Origin of the sequence: Actinosynnema sp. ALI-1.44 (assembly GCF_001984155.1) — a bacterium.
In the GTDB taxonomy this organism is placed as follows: Bacteria; Actinomycetota; Actinomycetes; order Mycobacteriales; family Pseudonocardiaceae; genus Kibdelosporangium.
The window spans coordinates 383,070-398,675 of sequence record NZ_MTQO01000046.1; the positions used below are offsets into that span (position 1 = coordinate 383,070).

The 15,606-nt window shown below is 69.0% G+C and carries 14 protein-coding genes and 1 pseudogene; 10 read left to right on the plus strand and 5 right to left on the minus strand.

Features of this window, described 5'->3' with window-relative positions; translation table 11 throughout:
* Nucleotides 1–14 precede the first annotated feature (14 nt).
* The 9 genes from ALI144C_RS24660 (at nucleotide 15) to ALI144C_RS24700 (ending at nucleotide 10,634) form a co-directional block, all read left to right on the plus strand.
* The gene (locus ALI144C_RS24660; RefSeq protein ID WP_330359605.1) at nucleotides 15–503 is read left to right on the plus strand and encodes a YbaB/EbfC family nucleoid-associated protein; all 489 of its coding nucleotides are present in this window, start codon (nucleotides 15–17) and stop codon (nucleotides 501–503) included.
* Nucleotides 500–2,113, plus strand: a complete 1,614-nt coding sequence (locus tag ALI144C_RS24665) for a WXG100 family type VII secretion target (protein ID WP_076989498.1) — start codon at nucleotides 500–502, stop codon at nucleotides 2,111–2,113. The genes ALI144C_RS24660 and ALI144C_RS24665 overlap by 4 nt, the downstream gene beginning before the upstream one ends.
* Nucleotides 2,110–2,838 carry a hypothetical protein gene (locus ALI144C_RS24670; protein WP_076989499.1) on the plus strand — a complete coding sequence of 243 codons (729 nt, stop codon included), beginning with the start codon at nucleotides 2,110–2,112 and terminating at the stop codon, nucleotides 2,836–2,838. Before ALI144C_RS24665 ends, ALI144C_RS24670 begins: the two co-directional genes overlap by 4 nt.
* 2 nt (nucleotides 2,839–2,840) lie before the next feature.
* Nucleotides 2,841–3,503 (plus strand): hypothetical protein, encoded by a 663-nt coding sequence (locus ALI144C_RS24675; protein WP_076989500.1) that lies wholly within the window; start codon nucleotides 2,841–2,843, stop codon nucleotides 3,501–3,503.
* A gap of 82 nt (nucleotides 3,504–3,585) precedes the next feature.
* Complete coding sequence (locus ALI144C_RS24680) at nucleotides 3,586–6,510, plus strand: M36 family metallopeptidase (RefSeq protein WP_076989501.1); 2,925 nt, start codon at nucleotides 3,586–3,588, stop codon at nucleotides 6,508–6,510.
* A 125-nt stretch (nucleotides 6,511–6,635) separates the two neighbouring features.
* Nucleotides 6,636–8,828 carry a patatin-like phospholipase family protein gene (locus ALI144C_RS24685; RefSeq protein ID WP_237774290.1) on the plus strand — a complete coding sequence of 731 codons (2,193 nt, stop codon included), beginning with the start codon at nucleotides 6,636–6,638 and terminating at the stop codon, nucleotides 8,826–8,828.
* Between the two features lie 206 nt (nucleotides 8,829–9,034).
* Nucleotides 9,035–9,460 carry a hypothetical protein gene (locus ALI144C_RS24690; RefSeq protein WP_193441224.1) on the plus strand — a complete coding sequence of 142 codons (426 nt, stop codon included), beginning with the start codon at nucleotides 9,035–9,037 and terminating at the stop codon, nucleotides 9,458–9,460.
* The gene (locus ALI144C_RS57690; protein ID WP_441297572.1) at nucleotides 9,457–9,675 is read left to right on the plus strand and encodes a helix-turn-helix transcriptional regulator; all 219 of its coding nucleotides are present in this window, start codon (nucleotides 9,457–9,459) and stop codon (nucleotides 9,673–9,675) included. Before ALI144C_RS24690 ends, ALI144C_RS57690 begins: the two co-directional genes overlap by 4 nt.
* The gene (locus ALI144C_RS24700; protein ID WP_076989502.1) at nucleotides 9,675–10,634 is read left to right on the plus strand and encodes an NAD(P)-dependent alcohol dehydrogenase; all 960 of its coding nucleotides are present in this window, start codon (nucleotides 9,675–9,677) and stop codon (nucleotides 10,632–10,634) included. The genes ALI144C_RS57690 and ALI144C_RS24700 overlap by 1 nt, the downstream gene beginning before the upstream one ends.
* Here the strand turns inward: ALI144C_RS24700 and ALI144C_RS24705 are convergent.
* The 5 genes and pseudogenes from ALI144C_RS24705 to ALI144C_RS59145 form a co-directional block, all read right to left on the minus strand.
* On the minus strand, nucleotides 10,624–12,180 hold the full coding sequence (locus ALI144C_RS24705) for a carboxylesterase/lipase family protein (RefSeq protein WP_237774291.1): 1,557 nt from the start codon (nucleotides 12,178–12,180) through the stop codon (nucleotides 10,624–10,626). The genes ALI144C_RS24700 and ALI144C_RS24705 overlap by 11 nt on opposite strands.
* Nucleotides 12,181–12,248: 68 nt before the next feature.
* Entirely contained in the window at nucleotides 12,249–12,716 is a 468-nt protein-coding gene (locus ALI144C_RS24710) for a winged helix-turn-helix transcriptional regulator (protein WP_237774292.1), read from the minus strand.
* 3 nt (nucleotides 12,717–12,719) lie between these two features.
* Nucleotides 12,720–13,721 carry an NADP-dependent oxidoreductase gene (locus ALI144C_RS24715; protein WP_076989623.1) on the minus strand — a complete coding sequence of 334 codons (1,002 nt, stop codon included), beginning with the start codon at nucleotides 13,719–13,721 and terminating at the stop codon, nucleotides 12,720–12,722.
* The gene (locus ALI144C_RS57695; RefSeq protein ID WP_237774293.1) at nucleotides 13,718–13,996 is read right to left on the minus strand and encodes an LLM class flavin-dependent oxidoreductase; all 279 of its coding nucleotides are present in this window, start codon (nucleotides 13,994–13,996) and stop codon (nucleotides 13,718–13,720) included. Before ALI144C_RS57695 ends, ALI144C_RS24715 begins: the two co-directional genes overlap by 4 nt.
* Before the next feature lie 58 nt (nucleotides 13,997–14,054).
* A pseudogene (locus tag ALI144C_RS59145) lies at nucleotides 14,055–14,240 on the minus strand (LLM class flavin-dependent oxidoreductase); the annotation flags it as partial.
* A gap of 235 nt (nucleotides 14,241–14,475) precedes the next feature.
* Here ALI144C_RS59145 and ALI144C_RS24730 point away from each other — a divergent pair.
* Nucleotides 14,476–15,603, plus strand: a complete 1,128-nt coding sequence (locus ALI144C_RS24730) for a TIGR02679 family protein (RefSeq protein WP_076989503.1) — start codon at nucleotides 14,476–14,478, stop codon at nucleotides 15,601–15,603.
* Nucleotides 15,604–15,606: the final 3 nt, after the last annotated feature.

Consider the following 15,606-nt stretch of genomic DNA (forward strand, 5'->3'; position numbering starts at 1 on the left):
CAGGAGGGGGATTCGTGGCGATCGACGATGCCGTTTTCCAGCGGCGGATGCGGGAGTTCGAGGAACAGGCGGCGAGGGCGAGCCGGCTCAAGGAGCGGCTGGCCGAGTTGAAGGGCAGCGCCCGCAGTTCGGACGGTTCGGTCACGGTGACCGTGGCGCCGTCCGGTGCCGTGCTTGGCCTGCAGCTGTCGCCCGGGGCGATGAACCGCACGCACACCCAGCTCACGCAGGAGATCCTGAGCACGATCCGGCAGGCGACGCAGCAGGCCGCTGCCATGACGGAGGAGGTCGTCCGGCCGGTTGTCGGCGACGAGCAGTTCGAGCGCTTCCAGGAGGCTTTCCGGGCGCACGTCCCAGCGGTGGACCCCATCGGCCCGGCCGAGCCACCCGCCGCGGCCAGCCTGCCCATCGCCGGGGCGCCACCGGCGCGCGAACCCCGCCCGAGGTTCGACGGAGATGACGACGACTACCTCGACGAGGGCTTCTCCGGGGTGAAACGGTGACCGGATTCGTCATCGACGGGCCCCAACTGCTCGCGTACGGGGAAGGTTCGACCAAGCAGTCGGAGAACTTCGCCGGTCTGAGCAAGCTGCTCGAGCAGGCGCGGGTGAGCGACGACTGCTTCGGCCCGTTGTTCTTCTACTTCAAGGACAAGTACTACGAGTCCTTGATGGAGTGCCGGACGATGGCCGACCAGGCCGCCACCTACCTCACCGAGATCTCCGACAAGGTCAAGCAGACCGCCGAGTCCTACGGCGCGACCGAGGCGAACAACACGACCGGACTGGCCAACGTCGGCCAGGGCGTCGGTGACAAGGGGACGCTCGACCACGCGGGCGACAAGACCCGTAAGAGCGACTACGACCAGGCCTCGGCATACGGCAGTTCCTGGTCACAGGCCCGTCAGGACGTCACCGCGCAACTGAAGGACCCCGGCAGCCCGCCCGAGATGGCCTTCGCCGCGTTCAACGCCAGGATGGAACAGCTCAAGACCCTCGCCAGCCCCGGCCAGTCGTTCATCGACAACGGCCTCGGCTGGCTGATCTCGATCGTGATCAGCCCGTTGGTCGACCTCATCCTCGAACCCGCCATCGGCGACCCCGAGCAGATGCGCAGCACCGCCAAGGGCTGGGAGAACGTCGCCAAGTGGCTCAACGGCATTGCCGACGCCGAGGACAAGCGGTCCGAAGCGACCTCCGCGATCTGGGAGGGCGAGGCGGGCGACAAGTTCCGGGCCGAGATGATGGAGTTCGGCGACGGCGCCCGCGCGATGGCCGGGGATGTCAACGACATCAAGGGCATCCTGGAGACCGCCGCCGACATCTTCGACACGTTCGTGATGATCTGCGTCGACATCATCCAGGAGCTGGTGCTCGGCCTGATCATCGAATGGCTCGCCGCGCTCGCCGCGTCGTGGATCACGTTCGGCTCGTCGGCCGCCGTCGCAGGCGGGCTCACCGCCACGCAGGTCGCGATCACCGGCACCCGGCTCGGCGGCAAGATCGCCGACCTGTTCGGCAAGCTCAAGCCACTCATCGCCGCGCTCGAGAAGATCCTCGTCGCCCTGCGCAGGAGCAAACTCGGCAAGGGCCTGGAGAAGCTCGCCGAGAACCGCAACAGGATCGGCATCGGCAAGCAGATCAAGAGCAACCCGCTGACCAACCTCTCGTCCGGGTACCAGAACACCCGCGACGCGCACAAAGCGATGGACAAGGCCAGGGACACGCTGGACGTCGCCCGGAAGTCCGGGGACACGGACGACATCAAGCAGGCGTACAAGGGCGTCGAGGAGGCCCGCGAGAAGGTCCGCAACGCGGATTCCAAGACCTCCACCTCCTCCAACAGCCGGTACCGCTCGACGGCCACCGGCGAGGAAGCGCTGGCGCAGAACGTCATCAAGGCGTCCCTCGGATACCTGGGGCCTACCGGCACCACCGAAGGAGGCAAGGCGATCTACCGCGGCGTGCTCGAGAACGTGCCCGGCGCGGCGGTGGAATGGGGCGCGAAGCAGGCCTACGTCCACGCTGAGGACCCGTCGACCGATGAGGAGCGCAAGGCCGCTCAACAGCGTGGTTTCTCCACCGACGACCCGACTCCGCCGAGGACACAGTGATCCGCACCATCTTCCCGTCCGCGACCGCCGGACCTGCCGCGCACGCACGCACCTTGCTCAAACCGGGAGAAACTCTGCTCTGGGCGACCTTCGCCAAGGGCATCACCACCGAGAAGCGGGGTATGGGGGCGGTACCCGGGAAACTCGCCTCCGCGGGGCGCAAGACCCTGGACGGCTTCGCCTCCTTGTTCGAGGACCGAGAGGATTCGTTCAACAACACCCCGCCGCCACCGGATGTCATCATCTTCTGGCAGAAGGAGACGGACTACGCGCTCCAGTACGGCGGCCGGTTGCAACCCATCCCGCACAGCCTGTTCATGCTGACGTCGGCCAGGATGCACGTTGCCATGCTCGACCCACATCCCGACGACCTCCAGCCGGAACCAGCGCCTCAGCCTACGCCGACCAGCACCAGGAAGAGCAAGTTCGCCGCGTTCGTGGACGACATGGTCGCCACCGGCAAGGAGATCGCCGCCGCCGTGACGACGCCGGAGACCAAGCCGAAGCGCAAGACCGTGTCGTTGCACCACCTGCGACCGCTCATCGACATTCCGCGTGCGCAGATCGCCAACTTCGAGGTCGAGAGCGACGGCGTCGCGCGCAAGGTGTACTACCTGCGGATGGAACTCACCGACCGCTCGGGCTTCGAGTTCTTCTGCGGCGCGGTCAGGGAACGCGAACAGTACGAGAGAATGCTCGCCCTCACCTTCGGCGCACCGGAGTAGACATGCAGATCATCAGAAGGGATCTCGAGCGGGAGTGGGCGCGCAGCGGGGAGAGGGTCCGGATCGCGTTGGGGCCGCGTGGGCGGGTCGTCGGCTCCCGGATCGCGGGTCGTGTCCAGGTGCCGCACCCGATCCCGCCGGACGCGCCGCAGGTCGTCGACCTCGAATTCGAGCCGCCGCTGACCAGCGCCTTCGCCACCGAAGGCCGGTTCAACGGCATGGAGTGGATCGACGACGACTCGATCGGCTGGTGGGCCGAGGCCCAGGACCCGCGTCAGGACGCCGTGCTGGTCGCCGACGCGATGGCCGGGTGCAAGGCCGAATCCGGGTTCGCGCTCACCGACCAGCGTGTCGCGGTCATCTTCCCCGAGCACCTGCTCGTGTCCTTCCGCGAGGCACGCACAAGCGCGCGGAAGGAGCGCAACCTCGTCGGGCAGGCACTGTCGGCCGCGAACGACTGGGCCTTCACCTCGAACAAGTGGAGTCTCCGGGACAAGGTGGTGTCGCTGTGGGAAGCGGACGCCCAGCGGGTCAGGGGGTGGTCCCGGTTGCTCGCCGGGCGAGGCTTCCCGTTCGCCGAGCTGATCCGGCTCGACTTCGTCGACGGGTCCACTCTGTTCACCCTCAGGCACAAGCTGGACTACGTCGAAGGTGTGGTCACGTGAAGCAGTGACCCCACCAGGGGTTGGCCAATTCAGCGACTAACGGACGTATCGCCCCGGCACGGGCGCGCACAAAGCTGTGGGGATGCGAAGACAACCTCTCCGGCGAGCCGGTGCGCTCGCCGCGGCCGGGGCGTTATCCGCAAGTCTGTTATGGACGGACACGGCGGTCGCGGCCCCGCAGGACCCGGTCTCCCCTGCCAGCGCTGTACAGGGAGACACTGTCGACCACGGGGACGTCGACCACCGGCCTGGAGCGACCCAGCCGACCGAGCAGCAGCGGACGCTGGCCGGGCAGTCCAGCACCACGGTCCGCTGGAACAAGTACGGCACACCGGCCACGCTCGCCCCGAAGCCGGAAGCGCAGCGCCGGTCGGTCCCGTCGGCCGACCCGGTGGCGATCGCGCGGGCGTACCTCACCGACAACCGGGCCACGTTCGGCCTGGGCACGCCGAGCATCGACGCGATGGACGTCCTGGTCAGCAGGCCGATGGGCCAGGGCTCGTACGTCATGCTGCGGCAGCGGTACGGCTCGATGCCGTCGGTGCTCGACGGGCTGGCCGTGTTCGGCATCCGGGACGGCGCCGTCGTCCACCTCAGCTCCACCCTCAGCCCGGACCGGGCCGCGCCGCAGCCCGCGACGCTGTCACCGGAGCAGGCGTTGGCCTCCGCGACCGCGGACGCCAACGTCACCGGCGACGAGCTCGGCACCACCCGGGTGCAACTCGGCGCCGTGCCCATGCCGCAGGAGGCGCCGCGGGCGGCGTACCAGGTCGTCCTGATGACCAAGGAGCAGAACCACCCGACCGGGTTCACCACCTATGTCGACGCGCGGACCGGGCAGGTGCTGGTCCGTGAGGACATCATCGACCACGACTCGGACAACCCCGAGTGGGACGTCTTCCCCGCCAACCCGCCCGCCGACTACTCCTCACACGACAACCGCGTGAAGTGGTGCCTGGTCCGCGCGCCTGGTTGTGAGCGCACGGTCCAGACGGCGGACCGTGGTGTCGCATGGGACGCCGACCCCGCCACGGGTGCGCCCACCCAGACCAGTGCGGGCAACTCCGCGCGTGGCACGGAGAAGTGGGACGACCTGGCCGGCGGCACGGTCGGCACGCGCACCTCGGCGCCGAGCGCGACCCGGGACTACACCTACCCGTGGACCAACCAGTGGTTCAAGGAGAAGTGCAACCCGTCGGTGTTCGCCAGCCCCCAGCAGAACGACATCGACGCCGCACTGGCCAACCTGTTCGCCATGCACAACCGGATGCACGACTGGTCCTATCACCTCGGCTTCACCGAGGAGACCTGGAACATGCAGGCGACCAACGGGGACCGTGGCGGACTTGGCGGTGACGCCGAACGCGGCAACGCGCAGGCCGGTGGTCGCGCGGGCGGGGCACCGCCGGACTTCGCGTCCCGCAACAACGCCAACCAGGCGACGCCACCCGACGGCGTGCCACCGACGACGAACATGTACTTGTGGCAGCCGACGCCCGGCGGGTTCTACGCGCCCTGTGTCGACGGTGACTACGACATGTCCGTCATCGGGCACGAGTACAGCCACGCCATCAGCGGCCGTCTGATCGCGGGCCCGAACAGCGGCTGGTCCGGCGCACAGGGCGGCGCGATGAACGAGTCGCACTCCGACCTGTTCGCCATGGAGTACCTGTACGAGTACGGATTCGCGCCGCGCGGCGACACCCCGTACGTCACCGGCGGTTACGCCACCGGCGACAAGCGGACAGGTATCCGCAACTACGACATGAGCAAGAGCGAGCTCAACTACAGCAACATCGCCTACGACCTCGTCGGCCAGCAGGTGCACGCGGACGGCGAGATCTGGAGCTCGACGAGCTTCGACGTCCGGCAGGCCATGATCGACAAGTACGGCCGTGGCACGCCGTCGCTACAGCGGGACTGCGCCGACGGCAAGGTGCCGGTCGAGAAGTGCCCCGGCAACCGGCGGTGGGTGCAGCAGGCGTTCGACGCGTTGCTGCTCAACGCTTCCGGCGCGGTGAGCTACGTCGACATGCGGGACGCGACGCTCGCGGCCAACCAGATCCGGTTCGGTGGGGCGGACCTGCCGATCCTGTGGAACGCCTTCGCACAGCACGGTTTGGGCCGTGACGCGGCGAGCAACGGCGGCAACGACGCCGACCCGACACCCAGCTTCGCCTCCCCGCACGGTCGCAACGGCACGCTGCGGCTCTCGACCGACAAGCCCGCCCGCCTGTACGTCGGTGACTACGAGGCACGGTCGGTCCCCGTGGCCGACACCGACCCGGCCACCGCGCTGCCGGACAGCGTCGAGATCACGCCGGGGACGTACAACTTCACCGTCGCGGCCGAGGGCTACGGCAGCACCAAGGTCCGCCGGACGGTCCGCGCGGGCGAGAAGGGCACGTTGTACCCATTGCTGCTGCCCAACATCGCCTCACGCAGCCAGGGCGCGACGGCGACCGGGGATGGCGTGAACGCGGACAAGCTGATCGACGACACCGAGTCGTCGAACTGGGCGTCCGCGGGGTCGCCGGTCGCGGGCAAGACCGTCCGGATCGACCTGGCGGGCGACCGGCCGCGGTTCATCAGCCGTGTCCAGGTCAGCGCCCAGTTGCGGCCGCAGAACACCCAGGATCCCGACCCCGGCCCGCAGAACCGGTTCACCGCGCTGCGCCAGTTCGAGGTGCTGGCGTGCAACTCGAAACACGGGAAGGACTGCGCGGACCCAGCGAACTACCGCAAGGTGTACACCAGCCGGGGCGACGCGTTCCCCGCGGACGCGCCACGGCCGACCGCGCCGGATCTGACCGCGCGGTCGTTCCGGATCCACCCGACGGTGGCCACCCACCTGATGGTTCGTGTGCTGTCCAACCAGTGCACGGGCGCGAAGGAGTACGCCGGGTCGCAGCACAACGACCCGAGGTCCACAAGTGACTGCACCACCGGCAACCCGGTCGTCGCCCAGACCGTGCGGATCGCCGAGTTCCAGGCGTTCACCTTCTGATCACCACCCCGTTGTCGCCGGGACCCGCTCGGGTCCCGGCGACAGCAATACTGTGACCTCATGGAGCCATAACCCGCTGTCCGATCCGGCCGATATACATGGTGGAGAACAGCGCGGGAGGTCAGATGAGCGCGATCGACGAGGTGGCGGAGTACGAGCGGCCGGATCGTTACCACATCGCCGCGGACCAGGACTTGATGCGGATGTCACCGGTGGCCGCCGACAGGATGGCCAAGCAGCACCGGACAGCGTACCTGGACTACGTGAGACGGTCGTGCGACCTGACGATGCGCGGCGGCACGACCAGCGGCGTGATCTACCCGCTGGCGGTGTGCGCGCTCGCCGAGCACTACGTGTTCCGCAACGTCGGTGGCGCGTCGGCGGGCGCGATCGGTGCCGCCGCCACGGCCGCTGCGGAGTACGGCCGTTATGCGCAGCCCGCCGGTCCGGTCACCGGTGACGCCGTCCGGCCCGGGTTCGCCGGGCTGGCGGGCATGATCCGCTGGCTGATCTCCGGCACGGGCGACGCCCGGTGGCGCCTGCCCCGGCTGTTCCAGCCGAAACCGGCGCTGCACAAGGCTTTCCGGTTGGTGACCGCGTTGATGCAGAGCCCGGCGGTGACCGGGCGCAGGCGGTTCACGTCGGTGGCCACCGCGGTCCTGTTCGCGGTCAAGCCACTGGTGACGGTCGTGTTGCTGCTGCTGTTCGCGTTGTGGCTGGTGGGGCCGTATTCCCTGCGTTGGGTTGTTCCGCCGTCCACGTGGAACGGTTCACTGTGGATCGTCGCGGTGCCGTTGGGGGTCGTCGCCGTCGCCGCGGCGGTGTGGGCGTACCGGGTGGCAGCGGCAAGACTCGGGAAGATAACGTTGTTCCTGCTGCTCCCGTTGGCGATCGGGTTGTCCGGAGTGCCGCTGTACGACATGGACGCGAACGGGTGGCTCGTGGCGAGTGCCGTGCTCGTCGTGTGCTGGCTGGTGCTGACGTTCGCTGTGGCGGCAGCGATCGCGGTGATCTACTGCGTCACGTCGTGGCCCGTGGTGATGCGGTATCGGTCGCACCGGTTCGGCCTGGTGCCCGGCTCGGCCGAGTACTCCCCCGGCCGTCTCGACCGGATCTGCGGGATGCCGTCCACACCGGCGCCGCCGCTGGCGACGTGGCTGGCCGACCGGATCGACGACCTCGCGGGGATCGACCACACGCGCGCGCTGACGTTCGGCGACCTGTGGCGTGGCCCGGACAAGCCCCGGGTGTCCGATCCGGAGTACTGTCCGTCCACCGGCGACAGGGTGATCAACCTGGCGCTGATGACCACGGACCTGTCCGCCGGGCGGCCGCACCAGTTGCCGTTCCCCGCCACGGAACGCTGGCAGTTCTGCCCGGAGTGCCTGCGTGACCTCGTGCCCGGCCGGGTCATCGCCCAGATGTCGGGCGATGACGTCGACGGGGTGTCCTGCCCGGAGCACACGTCGGTCACGCTGCAGTGGCTGCCGCAGCCGTGCGAGATGCCCGTGGTGCTGGCCGCCCGGATGAGCCTGCCGCTGCCGGGGCTGATCTGCCCGATCCCGCTCTACCGCGACGGCAGGCCGCACTGGTTCTCCGACGGCGGGATCACCAGCAACTTCCCGATCCACTTCTTCGACTCGCTGCTGCCGCGCTGGCCGACGTTCGGCCTCAACCTGTCCTCGGCCGACCGGGCGGTCAAGGACGGCGAGATCCACCTGCCCGACCAGGACTCGTCCACACCCCGTGAGCCCTACAGCGACGTGGGCGGTACCGCCCTGTCGTTCGCGGGGCGGATCCTGGACACCTTCATGGACTGGCGTGACACGATGCAGTCCGCGCTGCCCGGTTTCCGCGGCCGCATCGCCACCATCCCCCAAGGTCCCGGCGAAGGCGGCACGAACCTGTTCATGTCCCCCGCGGTGATCTCACGGCTGGCGCTGCGCGGCCGTGACGCCGGAATCGCGCTACGGCAACGGTTCACAGCACAGTTCGACGACGAGGCCGACGGCTACACCCGCACCGACCGCTACCGCTGGATCAGGCTGCGGCTGGCGTTGCGGGAATGGCGCGAGGTCGCGCTGCAGGCCGACGCGCGGTCCGTGCTGTACCGGGACCGCACGGCTCACTACCCCGTCCCGGCCGCGATGCGGGACTGGTTCACCGGGCCGACGTTGCCGCCGACCGCCGACCCGGCCGCGGCCGACATCAACTGCGCCTACCAACACTTCGTCGACCTCGCGAACACGTGTCTGGCCAAGCAGTTCGACGGTACGGCGCCGGTGGACCCGGTGATGCGCCTGACGCCACCCGAGTAGCCATAGCGGCCCGGCGACGAGGTGGTGACCGTGGACGTCGAGGATGCGCTGCGCGGGCTCGCGTGGCGCATGGGTGTCGCCCCGCTTGGGTGAGTAGCACCTGAGCGTTGCCGTGACTAGCCAGGTGGCATGTAAAGCATCTTTGACACGGTGTCGGCCATGTTTTACATTGGTCGTGTCAAAGATGCTTTACATCGGGAGTGGGCGTGGCATTCCAGGAGAAGCGCGCGTGGATCATGGGCCTGGTCACGGTCGTGACCTACGCCGTCTACGTGATCGTGGTGCTGAGTCGTAGCGGCTCCGCCCCGCTGGCGGAAACGCCGTACGTGGCGACCTTGATCTGGACGGTGGTCAGCGCGATCGTGGCGTCGGTGGTGCTCGATGTCGTCGTCGCGGCGGCAACGCCCAAGGCAGAGCAGCGCAAAGACCAGCGGGACACCGAGATCGACCACTTCGGCGACCGGATCGCCCAGTCCTTCACCGTGATCGGCGGTGTCGGGGCGATGGTCCTCGCCATGGCCGACGCGGACCAGTTCTGGATCGCCAACACCATCTACCTCGCGTTCGCGCTGTCCGCCGTGCTCAACTCGATGGCCAAGATCGCCGCGTACCGGCAGGGATTCCAGCAGTGAAACCCACGAAGGTCACCAACCGGATCAAGGCGTTGCGGTTCGCCAACGGCGAGATGACGCAGGCCGAACTGGCCACGCGGATCGGGGTCACCCGGCAGACGGTCATCGCGATCGAGCAAGGCCGCTACTCGCCATCGCTGGAGATGGCGTTCCAGATCGCGCGCGTGTTCAACGCACCACTCGACGACGTGTTCCAGTACCCAGGAGACGAGTAATGAAAGCGATAGTGCAACACACCTACGGTGGCACGGACGTGCTCGAGTTCGCCGAGGTCCCTGCCCCTCAGGTCAAGCCGGACGAGGTGGTGGTCCAGGTCAGGGCGTCGGCGGTGGACGCGGGCGTGTGGCATCTGATGACCGGCCTGCCTTACCTCTTACGTCTCGGCTTCGGCCTGACAAGACCGCGAAAGCCCATCAGGGGCATGGACGTCGCGGGGACGGTGGAGGCAGTCGGCGCGAACGTCACCACCTTCGAACCCGGCGACGAGGTCTTCGGCACGTGCGACGGCGCGTTCGCCGAATACGCGCGCACGCACCACACCAAGCTGGTTCGCAAGCCCAAGAACCTGACGTTCGAGCAGGCCGCCGCCATCCCGATCTCCGGGTTCACCGCGTTGGCCGCCCTGCGCGACAAGGGCGAGATCAAGGCGGGTCAACGGGTTCTGGTGATCGGCGCGGGCGGCGGGGTGGGTTCGTACGCCGTGCAGCTGGCCAAGGTGTTCGGCGCCGACGTGACCGGGCTGTGCAGTGCGTCCAAAGTGGAGTTCGTGCGGGGCCTGGGCGCGGACGAGGTGCTCGACTACCGCAAGGACGACTTCACCCGCGACGAGTTCGACCTGATCGTCGACATCGCGGGCAACCGGCCGATCAACCACGTCCGCAAAGCTCTGGCGCCCAGCGGAACCCTGGTCATCGTCGGCGGCGAGCGCGGCAAGGTGATCGGCGGCGTGTCCGGCCTGGTCAAGGCGGTCGCCATGAACCTGTTCGTCAAGCACACGTTGCGCGGCCTGATCTCCTTGAGCAACAAGGAGGATCTCGCCGTGCTCAGCGAACTGGCCGAGGCGGGCAGGATCACTCCCGCCATCGACCGCGTTCACCCGTTGAGCGAAGTCCCCGAGGCCATCGCCTACGCCCAGGCTGGCCGGGCGCGAGGCAAGGTCGTCATCACGGTTTGATGCCCGCCCAGAAGGCGTCGTTGTGGTCGGCAGCCGCGTCGACAGGGCCGATCCCCGCTGGAGCGATGTCCAGGCCCTGCACGGTTCTCTCGGCTGGCTTGGTGGGCAGCCACAACGGCAGTCCCTGGCCGTTCGGCTGTCCGGTACGGGCGAAGTTCGCCCAGTAGCGCTGCATCCGCTCACCGAGCGCCCGCTGGGCCGCGTTCAGCTCCACCGGCAGCGATCCGGGGAACAGGAACGGCAACTCGGACCCGTGATAGGCGCCCATGTCCGAGAATCCCGGGATCACCGGCGGCACAGTGCGGTCGCGGAACTCGTAGGCGAACGTCGGCACCTGGCGAGCCAGCAGTCCGGTGACCTTGTGACGGGTCCGAGCCCAGACGGAGTCCGTGGTCACCGTGGCCCACGCGATGGTCGGCCTCGAGTACGCCGCCGCCGGATACTTGGCCAGCACCAAGTCCGCTTTCTCCCCGTAGGCGGTACGCAGCACTGACTCGTACTTCTCGGCGCTGAGCGGTTCAGGCAGGAACGCGGCGAACGTCCGGTGCTCGTCCCTGGTGTTGCCGATCATCACGGGCACCCGGGCGATCCGGCCGGACTCGACGGCTTTCACCGGGTGCGAGGGCAACAGCGGGGTGTCGAACGCGGGCTGGCTGATGGCGCTGTCCAGCAGCTTCGTCACCGGCGTGCCGCGCAGGCAGGCCAGGGTGTCGCCGGTGCAACCGAGCGTGGCGCCCAGCGCTGTGCCTGTGTTGTCCGCGTCGGCGCGGGACGTCCAGTTGGATCCGGCGGGCACGTCCGGCAGGAACTCGCTGTCCTGCCAGCTCAGCTCACATGGCCCGCTCTGCGCGATGGCCCGGTCGAACAGGCCGCGCGCGGCGGGTGATGTGAGCTGGGCGCACACGCTCAGCGCTCCTGCGGATTCGCCGAACACGGTCACGTTGCCCGGGTCGCCGCCGAAGGCGCGGGCGTTGGCCCGCACCCAGCGCAGCGCCGCTTGTTGGTCCTGCAGACCGAACGTGCCGCCACCGGACAGGCCGGGCAGGCTCAGGAATCCCAACGCGCCCAACCGGTAGTTGATCGTCACCACGACGACGTCGCCGCGTTCGGCCAGCTGGGTCGCCGGGTACTCGGAGCCGCTGCCACCGACGAACCCGCCGCCGTGGATCCACACCATCACGGGTCGCGGCCGGTGAGTCGCGGCGGCCGGGGTGCTGACGTTCAGGTACAGGCAGTCCTCGGCACCGGTCTCGGGGCCACCGACCGGGAACACCGGACGCTGCGGGCAGACGCTGCCCGCTTTGGTCGCGTCCCGGACCTCGGTCCACGGTGTCGCCGGAGCGGGCGGCTGCCAACGCCGCTCACCAACGGGCGGTGCGGCGAACGGAATGCCCTGGAACAGCCGATGATGCTCAGTGACCGTTCCGCGTACGGGTCCGCTCGCGGTACGGACCACGGCAGGGTCGGGTGCCGCGAGCGCCGTGGGCGCCGCCGCGAGCAGGGCCACCACGGCCAGTGTCGAACTCAGGAGTCGCTTGCCTCGCACGTACAATCCCCCTCGGATGCGCTTGCATACCCACTGTAGTGGAAACGCACCCGAGCGTGCCTCCCGTTTTATTCTCCGCTGTAGGACGGCCCCGGCTCCGGGGTGACGGTGTGGAACGCGATTTCCCCGCCGCACTCGGCGCACGCCACGTACGAGTCGGCGACCTGGCCGCATTCCTTGTGCCGGAGGACGATCGGCGGACCACCTAAGTCCGCGAGGTACTTGTCGCCCCATCGCATCAACGTCACGACGGCGGGGAACAGTTCGCGGCCCATCCGGGTGAGCCGGTACTCGTGCCGGTCGGGGTTCGTCGCGTACTGGACGCGGTCGAGCAGACCGGCTTCGACGAGCGTCTTCAGCCGTGCCGACAGGGTCGGCCGGGGGATCCGCAGGGTGCGCGCGAACTCGCCGTACCGGCGCACCCCGAACAGGCACTCGCGCAGGATCCGCAGGCTCCACTTCTCGCCGACCAGCGCGAGCGCCCGGCCGACCGTGTCGGTCTCGAAGCGGTGTTTCACCGTCTGCTTGGTCGGCACGTGTCACACCGCCAGGACGAGTTTGCCCGTGTTGCGCCCTTCGAACAGTCCCAGCAGCGTCTCGGGGAACGCGGCGATCCCGCCTTCGACGACGTGCTCGCGCGAGGTCAGCCTGCCCTCGGCCAGCCACGCCGACAGCTCCGACGCCGCCTCGGGGAACCGGGCCGCGTAGTCGAACACCAGGAAACCCGTCATGGAGGCGCGTTGCACGAGCAGTTGCATGTAGTTCGCCGGGCCGCGCATGCCGTTCTCGGAGTTGTACTGGGACACGGCGCCGGAGATGACCACACGGGCACCGCGCGTGATCCGGGTGAGCACGGCGTCGAGGATCTCGCCGCCGACGTTGTCGAAGAACACGTCGACACCGTCCGGTGTGTGCTGCTTGAGCTCGGCGCGGATGTCCCCGGCCTTGTAGTCGATCGCGGCGTCGAAACCCAGTTCGTCGACGAGGTACCGGCACTTCTCGGCCCCGCCCGCGATGCCCACCACGCGGCAGCCCACGATCTTGCCGATCTGGCCCGCGATGCTGCCGACGGCACCGGCCGCCGCCGACACCACGACCGTCTGGCCCGGCTGCGGCCTGCCGATGTCCAGCAGTCCGAAGTAGGCGGTGAACCCGCTGCTGCCGAGCGTGCCGAGGTACATCGGCGCCGGCGCGCGTGAAGTGTCTATTGTGGACACGCCGGTGCCGTCGGACACGGCGTACTTCTGGACCCCGAACACGCCTTGCACGACGTCGCCCTTGGCGAACCGGTCGTGGTGGGACTCGATGACGGTGCCGACCCCGGCTGCCCGCATCACCGCGCCGATCTCGACCGGGGCGATGTAGGAGCGCTGGGCGTTGATCCACCCGCGCATCGCCGGGTCCAGCGAGATGTACTCCAGCTCCACCAGGAACTCGCCGTCGCCCGGCTGCCCGGCCGGTTGCTCGGTGTACTGCCAGTCGGTCGGTTTCGGCAGGCCGGTGGGCCGGGCGGCGAGGCGGTACTGGGCGTTGGTGGTCATGCTTGCTCCTTGAGTGCGGTGAGGACGGAACTTCCGGCGGGGTCTTCGGCGGTGCACGGGACGAGCGCGATGTGGTCCGCCCCTGCCTGGTGGTACTTCGCGATCCGGTCGCGGACCTGGTCGGCCGTGCCGATCGCGCACACCCGGGCGAGCAACTCGGCCGGGAAGTCCTTGGCCAGCGACGCGTACGACTCCCCCGCGCGTGCCCGCCGGACCAGGTCGCCGTAGCCGAGTTCGGTGAACATCTCGCCGTAGCCCGGTGGTTTGAGGTACACCACTCAGCCGTGCCACCGACGACAGGCCGAGCGCGATGGCGACCGGGCCGCGCGCGCCGGTGGCCAGCGGGCCGATCCGCAGGCCGATCTGCCTTGTCCGCATGCCGATCGCGGTGGCCAGCGCGAAGGCGTCGAACGTCACCATCTCGCCGATCCACAGCGTCCGGTAGCCGAGCCGATCGGCCGTCTCGGCCACGTCGACCGCTTCGAGGTCCGGTCGGGACAGCCAGAACGGGATCACCACATCCAGGTCGCTCGCAGCAGGTCCGCCCTGGCGCTGTCCAGTGCGGCGGCCCGCATCTGGTGGAAGTCGCCAGGCGGCGCGGTGGCAGGCACGACTGAGTCCGGCACTGGCGCTCCCGAGTCGGTTCAGACTTCTTACCGGTTCACCATCTGTACCACCTGCCCTGTCCACAACACAACGTGACAACCGCATCACGCAGCACGACGACATAGGCCGACTGCTATAACCGGGTACCGTGCATCGACTGTCGCCCGCGTTGGGTCCGTTGTGGCGTGCGGTCCACACGCGGCTGTCGTCGGGCCTGCCTGTCAGCCGGGTCAAGGTAGACGGCCTCGACGACGACCAGCGCGCGGCGATCGCGGACCTCCTCGGCTCCGCGCGGCTGCCCGGGGAGTCCGTCACCGTGTCCCTCGCCGACCTGGACGAAGCACTCACCGAGGCGACGGGTGAGGACAGCAGACAGGTCGTGACCCGGCTGGTCGGCCCGATCGGCGACCGCGCGGGCGACCGCCGACGTGCGTCCGACGACCGGGCCCGGCTGAGGGAATGGCTGGTCAGCCACCCCGTCGTGCGGGCTGAACCGGCACTCGACGAGTGGGCACGGACCGTCCGCGCCTCCCGGCACGACCTGGAGCAGGTCCTGCGGGTACTGACCGCGCTGCCCGCGGACGGTGTCCCGCTGCCCGTGTTCGCCGAGCGCGTGCTCGGCGACACGCACGCGCTCGACGGCACCAAGAGCGGGAACCTCGTCGTCAAGGCGCTGGCCGCCCTCTACGGCACGCAGGACCGCCGTGCGTTGTGGGAACAGGCGGGTATCGGCCACGACCAGCTGTCCTCGACCGTGCTCGTGGCAGGTTTCCGACCAGCCGGTGACGGCGCGGTCGACGAGGTTCTGCGGGTGTGCGCCGACGCCGGGCACGCGACGGCGCTGACACTGCAGCAGGTCCGCGCGGGCGTCGGCAGTCCGGGGACGGACGTGTGGGTGGTCGAGAATCCCAGCCTGATCGCGTTGGCTCTGGCCAGGTTCGGCAACCGCTGTCCCCCGGTGGTGTGCACCTCGGGATGGCCGAGCGCGGCCGCGATGGCCCTGCTGCGCCACCTGTCGGCGACACTGCGCTACCACGGCGATTTCGACGGCGAAGGGCTGCGGATCGCCGCCCACGTGATGGCACGGACCGGGGCGCTGCCGTGGCGGATGAGCAGCGCGGACTACCTGACGGCGGTGGCCGACGGCCCACCGGTCGGGCGCGTCACGCCTGCGCCGTGGGACGCGGACCTCGCCGGCCACCTGACCAGGGTCGGCCGGACGCTCGCCGAGGAGCGCGTGGCCCCCGCGCTGTTGGACGACATGGCCACCGGATAGAAA